Annotated in this window: 10 protein-coding genes and 1 pseudogene; 4 read left to right on the top strand and 7 right to left on the bottom strand. The window is 70.1% G+C overall.

What is annotated here, in order from left to right:
* Positions 1–25 precede the first annotated feature (25 nt).
* Positions 26–1,000 (bottom strand): lysylphosphatidylglycerol synthase transmembrane domain-containing protein, encoded by a 975-nt coding sequence (locus H305_RS0101400; RefSeq protein WP_234020591.1) that lies wholly within the window; start codon positions 998–1,000, stop codon positions 26–28.
* A gap of 288 nt (positions 1,001–1,288) precedes the next feature.
* Here H305_RS0101400 and H305_RS44165 point away from each other — a divergent pair, with 288 nt between their 5' ends.
* The gene (locus H305_RS44165; protein WP_234020603.1) at positions 1,289–3,211 is read left to right on the top strand and encodes an ABC transporter ATP-binding protein; all 1,923 of its coding nucleotides are present in this window, start codon (positions 1,289–1,291) and stop codon (positions 3,209–3,211) included.
* A gap of 143 nt (positions 3,212–3,354) precedes the next feature.
* Here H305_RS44165 and H305_RS0101385 read toward each other — a convergent pair whose 3' ends face one another.
* The 3 genes from H305_RS0101385 to H305_RS0101375 all read right to left on the bottom strand — a co-directional run bounded on the left by H305_RS0101385 (position 3,355) and on the right by H305_RS0101375 (position 5,160).
* Positions 3,355–3,945: a TetR/AcrR family transcriptional regulator gene (locus tag H305_RS0101385; protein WP_028798828.1), complete on the bottom strand. Its 591-nt coding sequence runs from the start codon at positions 3,943–3,945 to the stop codon at positions 3,355–3,357.
* A 120-nt stretch (positions 3,946–4,065) separates the two neighbouring features.
* Positions 4,066–4,287 (bottom strand): alcohol dehydrogenase catalytic domain-containing protein, encoded by a 222-nt coding sequence (locus H305_RS56275; protein ID WP_420707997.1) that lies wholly within the window; start codon positions 4,285–4,287, stop codon positions 4,066–4,068.
* A 174-nt stretch (positions 4,288–4,461) separates the two neighbouring features.
* Positions 4,462–5,160 carry an NADPH-dependent F420 reductase gene (locus H305_RS0101375; protein ID WP_028798826.1) on the bottom strand — a complete coding sequence of 233 codons (699 nt, stop codon included), beginning with the start codon at positions 5,158–5,160 and terminating at the stop codon, positions 4,462–4,464.
* A 578-nt stretch (positions 5,161–5,738) separates the two neighbouring features.
* Between H305_RS0101375 and H305_RS0101370 the strand changes: the two genes are divergently transcribed.
* Positions 5,739–7,226, top strand: coding sequence for an alpha/beta hydrolase family esterase (locus H305_RS0101370; protein ID WP_078628824.1), 1,488 nt, complete (start codon positions 5,739–5,741; stop codon positions 7,224–7,226).
* Positions 7,227–7,296: 70 nt separating this feature from the next.
* On the opposite strand, the gene H305_RS0101365 is transcribed toward H305_RS0101370, so the two are convergent.
* Positions 7,297–9,657: a glycogen debranching protein gene (locus H305_RS0101365; RefSeq protein ID WP_051370333.1), complete on the bottom strand. Its 2,361-nt coding sequence runs from the start codon at positions 9,655–9,657 to the stop codon at positions 7,297–7,299.
* Between the two features lie 599 nt (positions 9,658–10,256).
* Between H305_RS0101365 and H305_RS49170 the strand changes: the two genes are divergently transcribed.
* Together H305_RS49170 and H305_RS55650 are read left to right on the top strand one after the other, a co-directional pair.
* The gene (locus H305_RS49170; protein ID WP_158690461.1) at positions 10,257–13,736 is read left to right on the top strand and encodes a S8 family peptidase; all 3,480 of its coding nucleotides are present in this window, start codon (positions 10,257–10,259) and stop codon (positions 13,734–13,736) included.
* A 101-nt stretch (positions 13,737–13,837) separates the two neighbouring features.
* Positions 13,838–13,969, top strand: a pseudogene (locus tag H305_RS55650) (trehalase-like domain-containing protein); the annotation flags it as partial.
* Positions 13,970–13,994: 25 nt separating this feature from the next.
* Here H305_RS55650 and H305_RS44155 read toward each other — a convergent pair.
* Complete coding sequence (locus H305_RS44155; protein WP_028798821.1) at positions 13,995–14,984, bottom strand: helix-turn-helix domain-containing protein; 990 nt, start codon at positions 14,982–14,984, stop codon at positions 13,995–13,997.
* Between the two features lie 775 nt (positions 14,985–15,759).
* Entirely contained in the window at positions 15,760–17,103 is a 1,344-nt protein-coding gene (locus H305_RS0101340) for an FAD-binding oxidoreductase (RefSeq protein WP_234020590.1), read from the bottom strand.
* Positions 17,104–17,307: the final 204 nt, after the last annotated feature.

The following is a 17,307-nucleotide window of genomic DNA, read 5'->3' as shown; positions in this document are numbered from 1 at the left end:
GGCCGAGGTTACCCGCGCCGACGGCTCAGATCACCTTCCAGCGGACCAGCGCGCCCAGAGTCAGCGCCCCTGGCACCAGCGGCAGCCACACCGTGATGATCCGGTACGCCAGGACCACCGCCGTCGCCACGGCGGCCGGGCCGCCCGCCGCGACGAGGGCGACGACCAGCGCGGCCTCCACCGAACCGATACCGCCCGGCGTCGGTACGAGCGCGACCGCGGCCGTCGCGGCCAGATAGGCGACCGCCATGTGCGCGGGCGGCACCGGCAACTCCAGGGCCTGCCCCACGGCCGCCAGCCCTGCCGCCTGGAGCAGCGGGAAGGCCAGCGATCCGCCCCACAGGGCGAGCGCCCGTGCGGGACGCGAGTGCACCGAACGCGCCTCGGCGAGCGCGGTGCGCACGAAGGAGAGGACGGCCGCGCGCAGTCGCCGTACGAGGGTGAGGACCGCCACCGCCGCGCACGCCGCCACGCCGACGCACAGCAGCAGCGGGCCGAGCGCCCCCTCGGGCAGCAGGCTGCCGAGCCGCAGCGCGCCCGGGAACGCGATCAGCAGTCCCACGAGCAGACCGATCCGGGCGATGGACTCCGCCAGCATGTACAGCGCGAGCGCGGCCGACGAGCGGGCGAGGGGCACGCCGCACACCGTCATGAACCGCAGATTGACCGCGCCTGCGCCCAGGCCCGTCGGCAGCAGGTGGTTGGCCGCGCCCGCCGCGAACTGGGTCGCGAGCAGCCGCCGTGCGGGCAGCCGCTCCACGACCGCTCCCTGGCGGGTGACGGCAGCCGCGACCCAGGTCAGGCAGGTCGCCACGGCCGCCGCGACGAGCCAGGGCCACTCGGCGGACTCCAGATGGCCGAAGCCCTCGGCGAGCACCGACCGATGGCGCGCCCCGACCACCAGGACCAGAGCGAGCGGGAGCAGACACAGGGCCGGCCGGACGGCAGGCCGCAGGGGGAAGCGTCGGGAGAGTCCCTGGGGGAGTCGTACCGCAGTCACATCGGGAGAGGTTTTCCACACCGCACCAACGTGGGGTTGCGGGAGCGGAGACGGCGGCTGACACGCCGGGCAAGGTGCGGGAGAGGCCGCTTCCCGGTGCTGAGGGTGCATGGGCTCCTTCATGTGGACGGACACGCGTGCGAAGCGCGCGGACCCGGCGCCGGACTTCACGAAGAAGTCCGCGGACTTCTTCGTACAAGGCGGGATGTTTTTCGCGCAACGTTGCGGCTTCTTCGCCCGGTCGTTGACCTCAACATTGCTTGAGGTCCTACCGTCTCTCTCATGAGCATGGAGACCACAGCCTGGACACAGCTGCACAGCGTCATGACCGCGCAGCAGGAGCGCCGGCCCTTCGCCCGCGCGACGCTGCGCCGCATCGGCGCCTTCGCCCGCCCGCACCGCCGCCGTATCGGACAGTTCGTGAGCCTCAGCGTGGTGACCGCGCTGCTCGCCGTCGCGACGCCGGTGCTCGCGGGGCACGTCGTAAACGCCATCGTGTCCGGCGGCGACGAGGACACCGTCATCCGCCTTGCCGTGCTCATCGCGGTCATCGCCGTCGCCGAGGCGGCGCTCGGGCTGCTCGGCCGCTGGCTCTCGTCGACGCTCGGCGAGGGACTCATCCTCGATCTGCGGACGGCTGTGTTCGATCATGTGCAGCGCATGCCGGTCGCGTTCTTCACACGCACTCGTACGGGCGCGCTCGTCAGTCGTCTCAACAACGACGTCATCGGCGCCCAGCGCGCCTTCAGCAACACCCTGTCCGGCGTGGTCGGCAACCTCGTGACGCTGCTGCTCACCCTCGTCGTCATGCTCACCCTGTCGTGGCAGATCACCCTGCTCGCGCTCGTGCTGCTGCCGGTGTTCGTGGTGCCCGCACGGCGGATGGGCGGCCGCATGGCCAGGCTCCAGCGCGAGGCGGCCGACCTCAACGCCGCCATGGGCACCCGGATGACCGAGCGCTTCTCCGCACCCGGCGCGACGCTCGTCAAGCTCTTCGGGCGGCCCGAGCAGGAGTCCACGGAGTTCGCGGCGCGCGCCCGGCGGGTACGGGACATCGGCGTGCGCACGGCGATGGCGCAGTCCACGTTCATCACCGCCCTGACGCTCGTCTCCGCGCTGGCCCTCGCGCTCGTCTACGGACTCGGTGGCTGGTACGCGCTGCGCGGCTCCCTGGACCCGGGCGCCGTCGTCTCGCTGGCGCTGCTGCTCACCCGCCTGTACGCGCCGCTCACCTCGCTCGCCGGAGCACGCGTCGAGGTCATGAGCGCCCTGGTCAGCTTCGAGCGCGTCTTCGAGGTCCTCGACCTGAAGCCGCTCATCGAGGAGAAACCGGACGCCCGCACCCTGCCCGAGGGGCCCGCGTCCGTGGAGTTCGACGGCGTCCGCTTCACCTACCCGTCCGCCGACAAGGTCTCCCTCGCTTCCCTCGAAGAGGTCGCGGCGCTGGACAGCCGGGGCGGCGCGGAAGTCCTGCACGGCATCTCGTTCCGCGCCGAAGCCGGGCAGACCGTCGCGCTCGTCGGCTCCTCCGGCGCGGGCAAGTCGACCATCGCGCAACTGCTCCCGCGCCTCTACGACACCGACGAGGGCGCCGTCCGGGTCGGCGGCGTCGACATCCGCGACCTGAGCGCCGTGACGATACGCGAGACCCTCGGCATGGTCACCCAGGACGGGCACCTGTTCCACGACTCTGTCCGCGAGAACCTGCTGCTGGCCCGCCCGTCCGCGAGCGAGGACGAGCTGTGGGACGTGCTGCGCCGCGCCCGCCTCGACGCACTCGTCCGCTCCTTGCCCGACGGCCTGGACACGGTGGTCGGCGAACGCGGCTACCGGCTCTCCGGGGGCGAGCGCCAGCGCATGACCATCGCCCGGCTGCTGCTGGCGCGTCAGCGCGTGGTCATCCTCGACGAGGCCACCGCCCATCTCGACAACACCTCGGAGGCGGCCGTCCAGGAGGCGCTTGGCGAGGCGCTGGAGGGGCGTACCGCCGTGGTGATCGCCCACCGGCTCTCGACCGTGCGGGCCGCCGACGTGATCCTCGTCGTCGAGGCGGGCCGGATCGTGGAACGCGGCACGCACGACGAACTGCTGGAGGCCGGCGGCCGGTACGCGGAGCTGTACCGGACGCAGTTCGACAACCACGCGGTGACCGAGGCGACGCGGGACGCGGGCGTACAGGACATCGAGGCGGCGGGCGAGGCCGTGGCGTGACCGCCACGGTGGCCGGCCCGTGGCTCCCGTCCCCCGCGGCGCCTTGACCCGGTGCGTACCGGCCCGCTCATGCCGTCCGCCACCGCATTGTGCTCGCCCGGTGAACGCGGGGACCCCTTCCCGCGCCGACCGCGGTCAGGCGATCAATGGTCGACGTGAATTCCGGCGAGGACCAGGTCGACGGCCTCCTCGGCCCACCGCGGGTGACCGCCCCGTCCTGCCATGTAGTCGGCGTAGAACGGGCCGAGGAGTGCCGACACGGCCGCTTCGAGATCAGCGTCCTGGCGGAGGTGTCCGGCCTGCTGGGCCTGTTCCAGGGCATCTCGCAGGAGGGCCCGGCGGGGGAGTACGGTGCGTTCGCGCAGCAGGGCGAGGAGTTCCGGGGTGTGGGTCTCTTCGGCGAGGCAGGTGCCGATGAGCGCCATGCCGTTGACTCGCTCGATGGTGGCGGCGAAGTCCTTGAGGATGTTCACGAGGTCGGTGCGGAGGTCTCCACCGGGGGACGGAGCGTCTGTCATGCGGGCGGCGGCGAGCGCCGCGGTGAGGAGGTCGGCCTTGGTCTTCCACCGCAGGTGGATGGTGGACTTGCTGACCTGTGCGGCAGTGGCGACCTGGCTGAGGCTCATGCGCGTGTAGCCCTGGGAGGCCAGCAGTTCCAGAGCGGCCCGCAGGATGGCGGCGTCCTTCTCGGCGGAGCGTGGCCGCCCCGCGGCTTTGGTTTCCGTTCCACTCACCCGGTCAGAATAGTTGAGCTTCCGTACCGAGCGGTTCGGTACGGAATGCGCGAAGCGCGGATGCGGGTGGCGGTCAGGCCTTGCCCGTGTCGCCGTCGACCCGCTGACGGACGGCGCCGGTCAGGGCGTACGCCTCGCCGGTGCGCCCGCTTCGTCGGAAGCCGGGGCCTGTGCAGCGGCCGCCGCGAGTGCGTACTCGGCGAAGCCACCGCGGCGGTGCGGGCCACCGTGGTGAGCGACGCGCCGCCCGACGTGGGTGTGGGCGACCCCGGCGCCGAGCGCGTCGGCGATGCCCGCGCCGTCGAGACCAAGGCCGTGCGGGCAGGGCGGGTCCGGACGCACGCACGTCCGACCGGGCCCGGGATGGGTACCGACAGTTCGGCCGGACGCAGCGGCCGGGTCGCCCGGGACCGTCGATGACCAGCGCGTCCCTGCGGGAGCGAGCTGCCGTACGAGAAGGAGGAGGCGGGGCGGGCGCAGTCCGGCGCCTTTGTGTCCGGTCGCCGGGACCGCGGGTCAGGCACTCGTGCGGGTGCCCGCGATGTGGAAGTTGAAGTCGGCGTGGCCGAGCGTGCCCCACAGGCGCAGCCAGATGGGCAGCAGCATCTCGGTGCCGCGGGCGGTGGTGATGCCGCCGAGGTCGACGACGCTCGCGGCGGGCCAGCCGAAGGACACCAGCAGTTCTGTGACCTGCTTCTTCGCGTCGGTGTCGTCGCCGGAGACGAACACATCGTGCTCCCCGGCCACCCGGGACGGGTTGACCATGACCTCGCAGTTCATCGTGTTGAGGGTTTTGACGACCCGCGTGTCGGGGAAGGCGCGCTGGATCTGCTCACCGAGGCTGTCGGTGTTGACCGGACTCAGTGACGGCGGCATCCCGGCGGAGAAGTCCAGCGGGTTGGCGATGTCGATGAGCACCTTGCCGGCGAGGTTGTCCGCGCCCGCAGCGGTCAGGGCCTCCAGGCTGGCGGCGCCCGCGGTCGTGTTGACCACGGCATCGGCCCAGGCGGCTGCCTCGGTGAAGGTGACGAGCCGCACGGCGGAGTCGTCGGCCTGCCACTGCGCGAACGGTGGATTGCCGTAGCCGTCGGGTTCGGTGCGGGCCAGGGTGGCCTGCGGGTCGCGGGTGCCGACGACGGTCTCGTGGCCGAGGGTGGCGAGCTTGGCGGCTATGGTCCGGCCGACGACGCCGGTGCCGAGAACGGCGTAACGCATGAGGGCTTCCCTTCGAGGAAGGCGGACACGACGACCGGTCCGCCCCATGCAGAGAAACTAAACCGAGTGGTTCGGTATTGCAAGTGCCACCCCTTCCCGCACGCATCTGCACTCCGGGCACGCCGGAGGGGGTTGCGGGTGCCCCGGGCCATCAGGCCGGTCCGGTCGCTGCCGACAACGCACCGGGCCGCCGGCACCGGATCACCGTCCCCGGTGTCGAACCGCCGTGCTGCCAAGCCGCTTTCACCGCCATGACGGACTGGGGGGAACGCCACGAGGAGCCGCCGCCGGCCGGACCGTTCCCAGGCCCACCTCGGGCGACCTCGTCAACACCGGCTCTCTGGACTGATCGTCCGCCGCACGAGACCCCGGCATCGGCTTCCCCCGCCGGGGTCTGCGCATGCCACAACGGTGAGGACCCACACGCCCGACCGCGGCGAGGTGGGGTGCGACTCCATTACGGCCTCAGACGGGCCGGACGTAACGTCCCCGTAACCCCCAAGCCATGCAACCGCATTCGAAGCAGGAGCACGGCTGCTCTCGACCTCCCCACCCGTCGCGATCACCCAGGTGGCACGATGAACCCGACATCCCCCCATCCGCTGCCGCGCCGCACGTGGCGCCGGACGCGGCCGCGCCCCGCCTCCGCGGCGACGCTGGTCCTGTCCCTGATAGCCCTGGTCCTGGGGCTCTCCCCGGCCCCGGCGCAGGCCGCGAGCCTGCTGCAGGTCACGGGCTTCGGCTCCAACCCGGGCAATCTGCAGATGTTCCAGTACGCCCCCGACAACCTGCCGTCCGGCGCGCCCCTGGTCGTCGCCCTGCACGGCTGCACCCAGAGCGCCGGCGACTACTACAGCCACTCGGGCTGGCCCAAGTACGCCGACACGTACGGCTTCGCCGTGGTCTTCCCGCAGACCACCAGCTCCAACAACGCCAACTCCTGCTTCAACTGGTTCCAGTCCTCCGACTACACCCGGGGCCAGGGCGAGGCACTGTCGATCAAGCAGATGGTGGACTACGCCAAGTCCCACTACGGCAGTGATTCCAGCCGCGTCTATGTCACCGGGCTGTCCGCCGGCGGCGCGATGACCTCGGTGATGCTCGCCGACTACCCTGACGTGTTCGCGGGCGGCGCGATCGACTCCGGCATCCCGGCGGGCTGCGCGACCAACCTCTCCAGTGGCCTGACCTGCCAGAACAGTGCGGTCAGCAAGACTCCGGCGCAGTGGGGCGACGCGGTCCGCAGCGCCTCCGGCGGCTGGGGCGGGCCCTGGCCGCGCGTCGCGATCTGGCAGGGCACCGGCGACACCACGGTCAACCCGGCCAACGCCACCGAGGAACGAGACCAGTGGACCGACGTCTGGGGCATCAGCCGGACCCCGTCCTCGACCACCACGCTGACCGGCGGCACCACACAGGCCGTGTACAACGACCCGAACGGCAAGCCCGCCGTGGAGACCTTCTCCGTCTCCGGCATGGCACACGGCCTCGCGGTCAACCCCGGATCCGGCACCGACCAGTGCGGCAGCACGGGCACGTACTACCTCAACTACATCTGCTCCTCGTACTGGACCGCCAAGTTCTGGGGTCTGGACGGCGCGGGCGGGGGAGGCACCGGCAGCCTCCCCGCCCCCGCCGGGCTCACCGTCACCGGCACGACCGACACCACCGTGGCGCTGGCCTGGTCCGCGGTGACCGGTGCGGCGTCGTACAACGTGTACCGCGGCGGCAGCAAGGTCGGCTCGGCGACCGGCACTTCGTACACCGACACGGGGCTGGGCTCCGGCACGAAGTACACCTACACCGTCGCCGCCGTGGACTCCGGTGGCGCGGTCGGCACCCGGTCGTCGGCGGTCGCGGCCACGACAACGGGGTACCAGCCGCAGTGCTTCACGGACAACAACTACAACCAGGTCGCGGCGGGCCGAGCCCACCAGAGTCTCGGCTACGTCTACGCCAACGGCTCCGACCAGAACATGGGTCTCTACAACGTCGCCGTCACCCACACCCTCGAGGAGACCTCGTCCGGCTACTACGTGATCGCCGACTCGGGCTGTCCGTCCTGACGGACGAAACAGGCCGTGCCATGCGGCGGTGGCTTCACCCTCGTCCGGTGGAGCCACCGCCGCATGTCGGTCACTTGGCGATCAGCAGCAGCGTCGCGCGGGCATGGAGGGTGTAGACGGTACCGGCGCCGCCGACAAGGCTCTCGGAGCCGGGCCGGGCGACCTGGTCGGGGCCCTCGGCCCAGGTGGAGGTGTCGGTGACGCGGTACCAGTTCTTGCCGGCTCCCGGCGAGGGCAGGGCGAAGTCGACGTCTCCGGACCAGCCGTTGTAGCCGACGTACAGCGCGGCGTTCGGGTCGGAGAACTCGGTGCCGTCGATGCGCCAGGCGAGAGCGTGGTTGTTCGGGTCGGACCAGTACGTGCTGTCCGGGGTGGTGCCGGCGGGGGTGAACCACTGCAGTTGGCCCATGCCGTTGCCGTTGCTGTCGGAGGCCGTGTAGAAGGCGGCCGGGCGCAGCGCCGGGTGAGCCTTGCGGAAGGCGCTCAGCCGCTGGGTGTAGGTGCGGAAGGTGCTCTGGTCGCCTGTCCACGCCGTGGTGAGCCAGTTGGCGGAGGAGTCCAGGTTGTAGGGATTGTTGTTGCACTTGAGGGAGCGCAGGTACTCGTCGCCGCCGGTCATCATCGGGGATCCTGCGGACAGCATCAGGAACGCGAAGCCGTTGCGGGCGGCCTTGCGCTGGTCGGCGGCGACACCCCCCTGGTCCCAGGAGAGGTTGTAGTCCGAGCCGCCGTCGGAGGGACCGTACGGCCAGGCCTGGTTGTTGTTCTTGGTGTTGCACCGGTAGAGGTCGGCGAGGGTGAACCCGTCGTGGGCGACCATGAAGTCGATGGAGTTGGAGGGGGCGCGGCCGTCGTCCTGGTAGAGGTCCGAGGATCCGCTGAAGCGGGTGGCGAGCTCGCCGGGGGTGACATTCTCCACGCCGAGGGCGTTCTGGCTGCGGCGCAGCGTGTCGCGGAACTTGTCGTTCCATTCGGACCAGCCGACCGGGAAGTTGCCCACCTGGTAGGTGCCGCTGCCCAGCGCCCAGGGCTCGGCGATCCAGTCGGTTCCGGTGCCGCCGCCGACGGGCCGGGCCGGCATGAGGGCCGTGATGCGGTTCAGGGCGGTGCCGGGGTCGGTGCGGCTGTACTGGAAGCAGCCGTGCTGGCAGGTGTTGCCGAGGACCGGCGCGAGGTCGAAGCGGAAGCCGTCGACGCCGAGGGAGTCCTTCCAGTAGGCCAGCGAGTCGGTGATCAGGCCGCGGGCGACCGGGTTGTAGGTGTTGACGTTGCCGCCCACACCGGTGTTGTCCCAGGGGCTCTGCATGTCGGACGTCAGCGAGTAGTAGGCGGGGTTGTCCAGGCCGCGCAGTGACAGAAGGCTGTAGGTGTTCTTGTCGCTCGCGTTCCAGGGACCGCCCTCGCCGGTGTGGTTGTAGACGACGTCCGTGAACACCTTGATGCCGGCGTCGTGGTACGCCTTGACCATCGCCTTGAACTCGCGGGTGGGGCCGCCCGGGCTCCTGTCGGAAGCGTATCTGCGGTCGGGCGCGAAATAGTCCAGGGTGGAGTAGCCCCAGTAGTTGTCCCCGGCGGTGGAGGTCGGGTCGACGTCGTCGGCGTCGTTCTGGGTCTCCTGGACCGGCAGGAACTCCACGGCCGTGACGCCCAGTGCGACCAGATCGGCCGCTTTGCGGGCGGCTCCCGCATAGGTGCCGCGTTCGGCGGCGGGCACGGAGGGGTCGTTCGCGGTGAGGCCGCGGAGATGGACCTCGTAGACGATGTCGTCCTTGAGAGCGCGGGTGGGCTTGGTGCCGGTGCTCGTGGTGTCGTCGTGCAGCACGATGCCCTTGGGGGCGAGGGCGCCGTCGTCCACCGCGCGGAACTGCGGGCCGGTCCCGTAGGCCGTGCTGTCCGCGCCGCCCGGAGTGCCGGGGTCGTGGCTGAGTTCGCGGGCGTAGGGGTCGGTGAGGAGTTTGTTGGGGTCGAAGCGGTTGCCGGCCGTGTCGACGTCGCTGACGAAACCGGCGCTCGATCCCTTCGTCCAGGCCGGGTCGTACGGCCAGTTGGGGCCCCAGGCGCGGTAGCCGTAGTAGACGGCGCCGGTGATTCCGTACCGGTCCTGGACGGTGGACACCGGCACACTGGCGGACCAGACGTTGGTGGTGGAGTCCTTGGTGAGCGGGACGACCGCGGCCTCCTGGCTGCCCAGCGCGGTGCGGTAGAGATACAGGTCGATGCGCGTGGCCCGGGACGAGAAGACCCGGAAGTCGATCGACGTCCCCGTGGCGTCGTAGTGCGCGCCGAGCGTCCCTCCCGTCGCCGCCACCGCCCGTGCCACGAAGGGGCCGGGGAGGGTCGGACCGCCGAAGCCGGTGGCCAGAACCACGACCGCTGCCACGGTGGCGAGACGGCGTCGACTTCGCGGCAGGGCAGGGCGTATCGAGGTCATGGCGGCTCCCCGGAGCAGGCGTGTGGATACGGCCTCGGCGCCGTCCACCACGCCGATGGCTGAAATCCTTTGCAGAACGTTGCCGCAAGATAGTGCAGTAGCCGCGAGCGGTGAAGACCTCGCGCAGGGTTCCATGCTCCGCAGCCGGCTCGCCGAAGACGGCCCGCGGTTTCGGTCGCTGTTGTGCAGCTGCTTGTCGAAGACCTTCTTCGTGATCGCTGCCAAGAGCCTCGGACACGTGGGCGACGTCAGGCGCTTTCCGACTGAGCAGCACTTCGCCAGCCATACCGGTACGGCCCCCGCTTGACACCTCCAGCGGGATGGACACCCGCCACCGCCTCAACACCGGAGTAAACCGAGCCCTCAACTCGGAGCTGCGCATTGTCGCTGTCCGCCAGATCCGCGACGGCGGCCGTGGACAGGAGTACTACCTGCGCGGTGTGTCGCTGCGAATGGTGGCAGCTTGCTGTCAGTGCCGCAATCGGCCATGGATTGGTCTTCCTCCGGGTCGGCCCGGCCAGCACGATGATCGCTTGTTTGCTGCAGGAACCCGCTGTTCCCGGCGGGTTCTTATGACGCTCAGTCAAAGGACATGAATCGTGCAAGCTTTGAGAAGGGCGGCGTTGGTGCTTGCGGCCACCGGCGCGCTTTCCACCGCCGGGTGGCTGCCCGCGTCGGCGGCTTCCGGCCATCCGGTCGCCAAACCGGTGCCCATAGCCTCCGGCCAGTCCGTGATGGTCACCCTGGTCACCGGAGACCAGGTGTTGGTACGAAATCCGAAGTCGCCCCACCCGATGGTGAGTGTGACTCCCGCGGCCATCCCGGGCCGCTCCGTGTTCTTCACCACCTCGACCGGGAGCGGCGGGCACATCAGCGTCGTGCCCAGCGACATGATGCCGCTGATGGGCTCCGTGCTGGACCCGAAGCTGTTCGATGTCACCGAACTGATCGGTGAGGGGTACGACAATGCCCACGGCGCGGCTCTCCCGCTGATCGTGCAGCACGCCGCCGGCGTGCGCGGCGCAGCAGGAACGCTTGCGGGTGCGTCCCTGCACACGGTCCGGGAGCTGGGCAGCATCCATGCCACTGCCGTCCGGGAGTTGCACAAGGACGCGGCGCAGGGCCTGGGCAAGTCCCTCTTCGATGCCGGCCGTTCGGCGATGAACCGGCACCGTGCCGTGCGGAACCTGGGCACCGCAGGCCCGCTGGCAGGCGTGACCCATATCTGGCTCGACGGCCAGGTCAAGGCCTCTCCCATCGCCAAGCACAGCGCGGGCAAGAAGGCCGCCGACGACGCCCTCGACTGGAACCTCACCAAGACCGATGCCCCTGGGGCCTGGGCCACCGGCAACGTGGGCAAAGGTGTCAAGGTCGCCGTCATCGACACCGGTATCGACACCACGCACCCCGACTTGGTGGGCAAGGTGGTCAACTCCGCCAACTTCACCGGCTCGTCCGACGTGAGCGACCACTTCGGCCACGGCACCCACGTCGCCGGAACCATCGCCGGCACGGGGGTGGCCTCGGGCGGTCACCGCAAGGGCATCGCCTACGAGGCGGAACTGCTCAACGCCAAGGTTCTCGGCGACGACGGCTCGGGCACCATGTCCGGGATCATGGCCGGCATGGAGTGGGCCGCCAAGCACGGTGCCAAGGTCGCCAACATGAGCTTGGGCAGTCTTGCTGCCAGCGACGGCAAGGACCCGATCAGCCTGGCCCTCAACCAGCTGACCGAGCAGTACGGCACCCTCTTCGTCGTGGCGGCCGGCAACCAGCCGAATGTGACGGTGTCCGCCCCCGCGGCTGCAGACGACGCCCTGTCGGTCGGCGCGACGACCTCCGACGACGAGATGGCGCCCTTCTCCTCGCCCGGCCCCCGCCTGGGCGACTCGATGCTGAAGCCGGAGATCTCCGCTCCCGGCAAGGACATCATCCAGGCCCGCGCGGCCGACGGCATCATCGGCGACCCGGTCGACCAGTACTACACGATGATGTCCGGCACCTCGATGGCCACTCCGCATGTCGCGGGCGCGGCGGCCACGCTGGCCCTCGCGCACCCGGACTGGACCCCGGCGCAGCTCAAGGCCGTGCTCCAGGACAGCTCGGACGCCTTGCCCACCAGCGTCTACCGCTCCGGTTCGGGTCGGCTGAACGTCGCCCAGGCCCTGCAGCAGCAGGTGGTCCCGGACCGCGGCGCCTTCGATTTCGGCATGCTCGACTGCACCGTCAAGGCGCCGCTCTCACGCCAGGTCACGCTCAGCAACACCGGTGGCAGCGACGCCACCTACGAGTTGGGCCTGAAGATCAGTGACTTCCGGGGCCGTACGGCCCCGTCCGCTGCGGCGAGCCTCTCCGATTCCCGGATCACCGTTCCGGCTGGCAAGTCGGTCTCGCTCCAGGTGACCGTCGACCCGTCCCAGCTGGGCACCGGTCCCTACTCCGGACAGGTCGTCGCCACGCCGGTGGGTGACGGCGTCCCGCTCCATCTGGCCGTCGCGCTGTGGTCGTCGCCGCAGTACTGCCCCGTCCACTTCTCCGCGCTGGACCGCAACGGGGCCCCGACTCCTGCCGTGATCCAGATCATGAACAAGGACAACGGCGACTTCGGCTACCAGTCCATCGACCCGGCCGGTACCACGGTGTACATGCAGGAGGGGCAGCACTTCAGCATCGCCGCATCCCTGGCCGGCTTCTCTGCCGACGGCAGACCCGAGGGCGTCCTGCTGGACCTGCCCGAGGTCAAACCCTCTTCGAACGACCACATCGTCCTCGACGGACGCAGGACGCACCCGTTCTCCGTCAGCATCCCGGGGCGCAAGGCTGCTCCCAGCATCAATCAGGTCAGTGTGCGTCACGATGCCGAGAGCAACCCCGGGTTCTACGCGAACCTGGCGCTGGGTTCGGTCTACGGTTCGCTGGACGGCGGCGTGGACCTGTACGCCGGAGAGGGTTCGGACGTCCCGGCGGCACCGGGTACCTCCCACACCATGGCGTACATGCGGCTGAACGACGCCCAGGCTGCCAACCGGCCGTGGACCGCCACCACTGTGTACGACCTGGCCTGGGGCGGTAGCTCTTTCGGCGACGACCTCGCGCACAGGCTCACCTCGCGGGACCTGTCGCGACTGGCCCGGATCGAAACGGACTTCCGCCAGGCGGGTGCCCAGGGTGACCGCCTGAAGGAGTCCCGTGGCCCTGCGATGACGGGTGCGGCGTTCGAGCAGATCCTGACGGCCCCGAGCCACCGCACCGACTACGTCACCCCCGGAATGGACTGGGAACACGCCTTCCGCGTACAGGGCTCCTACGCCGCCGGCACGGTGGACTTCGACGAGACCGAGCGGTACTCGCAGGGCGAGCAGAGCGAGACCAGGCTCGGCGGACCGTTCGGTGCCACCCTGAAGGGCAGGGTCGAGGACCCGGGCGGCCGCCGCAACATGGACCTCGACTTCACGCACATGGCCTCCTCCGGCGGAGAGGGACTCGCCGACAGCGCGCCGGGTGTCGGCGAGAACGACCGCAGGCGTTTCGTCTACCAGATCTCGGAAAACGGCGAGCTCCTGCTCAACCAGGAGGGGAGCACGCCGCTCGACTGGACCGTGCCGAACATCCCCGCCGAGAAGACCGACTGGGAGGTGCACGGCGACCTCAACCTGCCGGGCGTGTTCGCCGGATCGGGCACCGAGGCCCACACCACCTGGAACTTCAGCACCGACCTGACCTCTGCCGGCAGCAAGCCGTACACCGCGCCGCTGCTCAACCTCGGCTACAGTGCGGCGCTTGACGGGAACAACAAGGCGAAGGCCCGGAAGGCGATGGAGATCGGGCTTTCCGCGCAGCGCATCGCGGGCGCGGCGCCCGGCAAGGTCACTGCGATGAAGGCCGCCTGGTCCACCGACGGCGGAACGCAGTGGCACAACGTCCAGCTGGTCCGGACCGGTGACGGCCGCTACAGGATGCACCTGCCCGCTGCGGCGCTGGTCAAGGGTGGCACCGTCTCCCTGCACGTGAGCGCGCGGGACGCCGGTGGCAGCAGCATCGACCAGGTCCTGCCCAAGGCGTTCTTCGTGACAGGCTGACGCGGAGAGCCCCAGCGCCGGTGGGCCGGGCATCCGGTCCGGCCCACCGGCGCTCCCCGGCCGGTCGCCGACCGCACCGGCGGCCGGCTGTCTGACGCCGCATCGACTGGCTGTGCTTTGCGCACTTCGACTCCCGGGCGGTCCTTGCCCGACTTTTGGGAGCTCACGCAGGCCATTGGTCGATCCGCCCCGCCGGCCCCTACACCGTCAGGCGGCACTATCTCGAGCACAGCTTGGTGCTGTGCACGGGTCCTCCGGTCAGTCGGCCGGGCGGCTGGGCGTGCGGCCGGGCGCAGTGGTGGAGCCCAACCCCAGCAGGTATCCGGCCTGGAAGCGGGTGTTCGCCTCGGTCCGGTCCATCAGGGCGGCGACACGGCGGCGCACGGTGCGCAGGCTGAGTCCCAGGTGCCGGGCGGCGGCCTCGTCCTTGAGGCCGGAGGTCAGCAGGTGCAGCAGTCGCCGATCGTCCTCGGTCAGTCCGGCTGCCCGCGGCAGCTGATCTGCACCGGTGTAGGGCTTGGCCTTCTCCCATAGCGAGGCGAACAGGCTGCACAGCGCGTCCAGCAGGCCGCAGGGGTGGACGACGATGGCTGCTGCGTCCTGTCCGGAGGACAGCGGTATCAAGGCGATCCGCCGGTCGGCGATCAGCATTTTCATCGGCACCTCGGGCAGGATCCGCGCTTCGTCGCCCGCCTTGCGGAACTGTTCGAGCGTCTGGACGGCGTGGTCCTGGCTCAGTGCTTCGCTGGAGTAGATCACCCGGCTGCGGACCCCGCGGGCCAGCAGGCCCAGCTCGTCCTCACTGGGGGTGAAACCGCCTGAATACGGTGGAGCGCTCAACACTTCTATCTGGCCGGTGACTTGGCGCTCTATCAGGCGAACGCGCGCGTCGACCTCACTGGGGCCGCGGACCACCTCCACGATGTCCCGGGCCTGCCGTCCATGTGCGGTCAGGCGATAGCGGTCGGCCAGCAACGCCGAATGCAGCCGCATGCGTTGGAGCTCCCCCTCTTTGCGCCTGATGAGCGCCTCGAGCGAGAGGTCTGGGGCGATCACCGAGAAGGCCGCCGGGTCGTCGGGATCCTTCACCACCAGTCCCAGCTCCTGCAATGCGTTCAGCAGGTCCTGCACCACGGTGTCCTCCAGGTTCAGCTCCCGGCTGATCTGGGGGCGGTGGCGGACCTGACCTTGCACCAGGTACTCGTACAGGTCAGCCTGGCGGTCCGTCAGGCCCAATGCCTCGTACACGATGGGTTTCCTTGCTCGGGGGTCATGCCGGCTTCATGCCGGCGTCCGAAGAGGACGAGGCGCCATCCTGCTGGTGGAGGCCGGAGCATTCAAGATCTGTTCCGGCGCCTGCGGAGCGGCAGGGCGTCCTCCGACCAGCGGCCGCAGAGGGGCCGGACACGGCCCAGCAGAGTTGGCCGGACCGTCTGGAGGGCCGCCCACCTGCCCATGAAGGAATCCCAAGACCACCGCGACCCACCCGCGCCCCTGCCGCAACCGGCGTCGCGGCGGAGCCCGCCTGGCCCGATCCGAGGGAATTGCGTCCATGTGACGAGCCATGAAGTGGCCAGCCCGGGTGGTTGAACTCCACCAGCGCGTGCACAGCGCTCTGATCCACGCGTGGGGCGACCCGGAAAGGCAGGTGGCACGTGGACAGCTCCATCAACGTGCACATCATTCCTCGCCCCAGGCCGCGGAAACCGAAGGCGGTTACGCCCATCGTGGTCGAGCGCTTCTTGGACGAGTTGGAGACGGATGGAGTGGGGCGCGGGAACCAGCAGTCCGCCTCCGTCCATCCGGGCCGGCACTACTTGAGCGGGCTCCTGCCGCAGCCGCACCGCTGCGGCAGGAGCTCCGGTCTCCCGCGCTCGGTCTGAGCCCGGGGGCACTCCTCAGTGGACCGACAAGCCGCTCATCGCCGGAGCAGGTCATCCCCCTGGTGGCTCCCGACCCCGGGCGTCCAAGGGGCCCGACAGGTCAATCCGGTATCAAGCCCGATCCCGGCGGGCGTGCCCCGTCAGCCGGGCAGGATGTTGTGGTTCACCCGGAACACGTTGGTGGGGTCGTAGGCCTTCTTCGCGGCAGCCAGGCGCCGGTAGCGCTCGGCGCCGTAGACCTCGCTCAGCCGCTCCGGGTCGGTGGCCTCCTCGACGGAGAGGAAGTTGACCATCCTGCGCCTGTCCGCCCAGGGCTCCATCGCGTTCATGAGCTCGTCGAGTGCGCCGCTCAGGAACCTGGCCTGGTCCGGGCCGCCCACGCCGAAACCGAAGAGGACGAAAGGAAGCCCTCGGCTGGAGACGGCGTTGGGTACCGCGGGCTCGCGGTCGAGTGCGCCGCCGAGCGCGCGGATCTCGACGCTCACCAGCGGGGAGTCCGAGTCGGGACCCAGTAGCCCGATCAGCTTGTCCGCAGCCTCGACGGGAAACGCTCGCAGCATCGTCGTGCGGTCGAAATAGGGCATCGGCTTCGGCGGGTCCATGTGGATGGCACCCATGGCGGTGTACGGCATCTCGCCCACTGTGTCGATGAGCGCCGGGGCGGCCGCGCGCAGGGATGCGATCAACCGCTCGCCCTCGGCGGCCGGACCGAGGTGGGCGATCCGCACGTGCACCACGAACGCCCCTCGCAGCGGCTCCGGCAACTCGGGCAGCGGGGGCAGCCGTTGCACGGCCAGCGAGGAGGACATCGCCTCCGGCATCTCCGACTGCCAGGTGCGCCAGGCGTGCAGCACATCGGCGAGGTGCTCGCCGGGGAAGTAGATGCCGCCGCCGTAGAAGTGGGTCAAGGGGAACAGGTCGAACTCCAGCGCGGTGACGACGCCGAAATTGCCCTTGCCTCCGAGCAGGGACCAGAAGAGTTCGGGATCGCTGTCCGCCGTGACATGCCGCAACTCGCCGTCAGCGGTCACCACGTCCAGCGAGCGGACATGATCCGCCGCGTATCCCCGGCTCCGGCCGAAGACCGGACTGAGTCCACCCCCGAGGGTGTAGCCGGCCACGCCCACCAGCGGAGCCGAGCCGCTCACCGGGGCGAGCCCGACGGCGGCGGCCTCGTCGATCACCTCCTGCCAGATCACGCCGGCCCCGACGCGTGCGCGCCGTCCGGCGGCGTCTATGACGATGCCCTTCATGCGACGGGTGCTGATCAGAATCCCGCCCCGGGCGGGGCTGACCTGCTGGTGGCCTGTGGTCTTCACCGCCACGGGCCGGCCCTGGCGTGCGGCGAAACTGACCGCCGCCTGTATGTCGGCCGCTTCGGCGGCACCGACTACCAGAGCCGGTTCCACGGGAACGTTCAGGTTGTAGATCTGGCATTCGGCCTCGTAGCCCTCGTCGCCGGGCAGCAGAACCGGGCCGCTCACCCGTGACCTCAGTTCCTCTGCCTCCGTGGGCGACACTCGTGCGAACGCATCGTCAAAAGTCATGTGAGGTCCCTCATGGGATGGTGCCGGAACGAATGGACGTGAGTCCGCTGCATCCAGCGCCTGTGAATGTTTCCGCATAGGTGGCGGCGGCCGCATACGGTGCGGCCCGGCCGACCCTCGGAGAGTATTACACCAATAATC

Origin of the sequence: Streptomyces sp. 142MFCol3.1, assembly GCF_000424945.1 — a bacterium.
Classification (GTDB): Bacteria; Actinomycetota; Actinomycetes; order Streptomycetales; family Streptomycetaceae; genus Streptomyces; species Streptomyces siamensis.
The sequence above is the reverse complement of the archived record's forward strand: the minus strand, read 5'-3'. Positions and strand labels throughout refer to the sequence as shown.

Excerpts from the sequence above, each read along its gene's own strand:
- H305_RS44165 (WP_234020603.1), top strand. The coding sequence starts at position 1,289 with ATGGAGACCACAGCCTGGACACAGCTGCACAGCGTCATGACCGCGCAG.
- H305_RS0101375 (WP_028798826.1), bottom strand. The coding sequence starts at position 5,160 with ATGCGTTACGCCGTTCTCGGCACCGGCGTCGTCGGCCGGACCATAGCC.
- H305_RS0101370 (WP_078628824.1), top strand. The coding sequence starts at position 5,739 with ATGAACCCGACATCCCCCCATCCGCTGCCGCGCCGCACGTGGCGCCGG.
- H305_RS0101365 (WP_051370333.1), bottom strand. The coding sequence starts at position 9,657 with ATGACCTCGATACGCCCTGCCCTGCCGCGAAGTCGACGCCGTCTCGCC.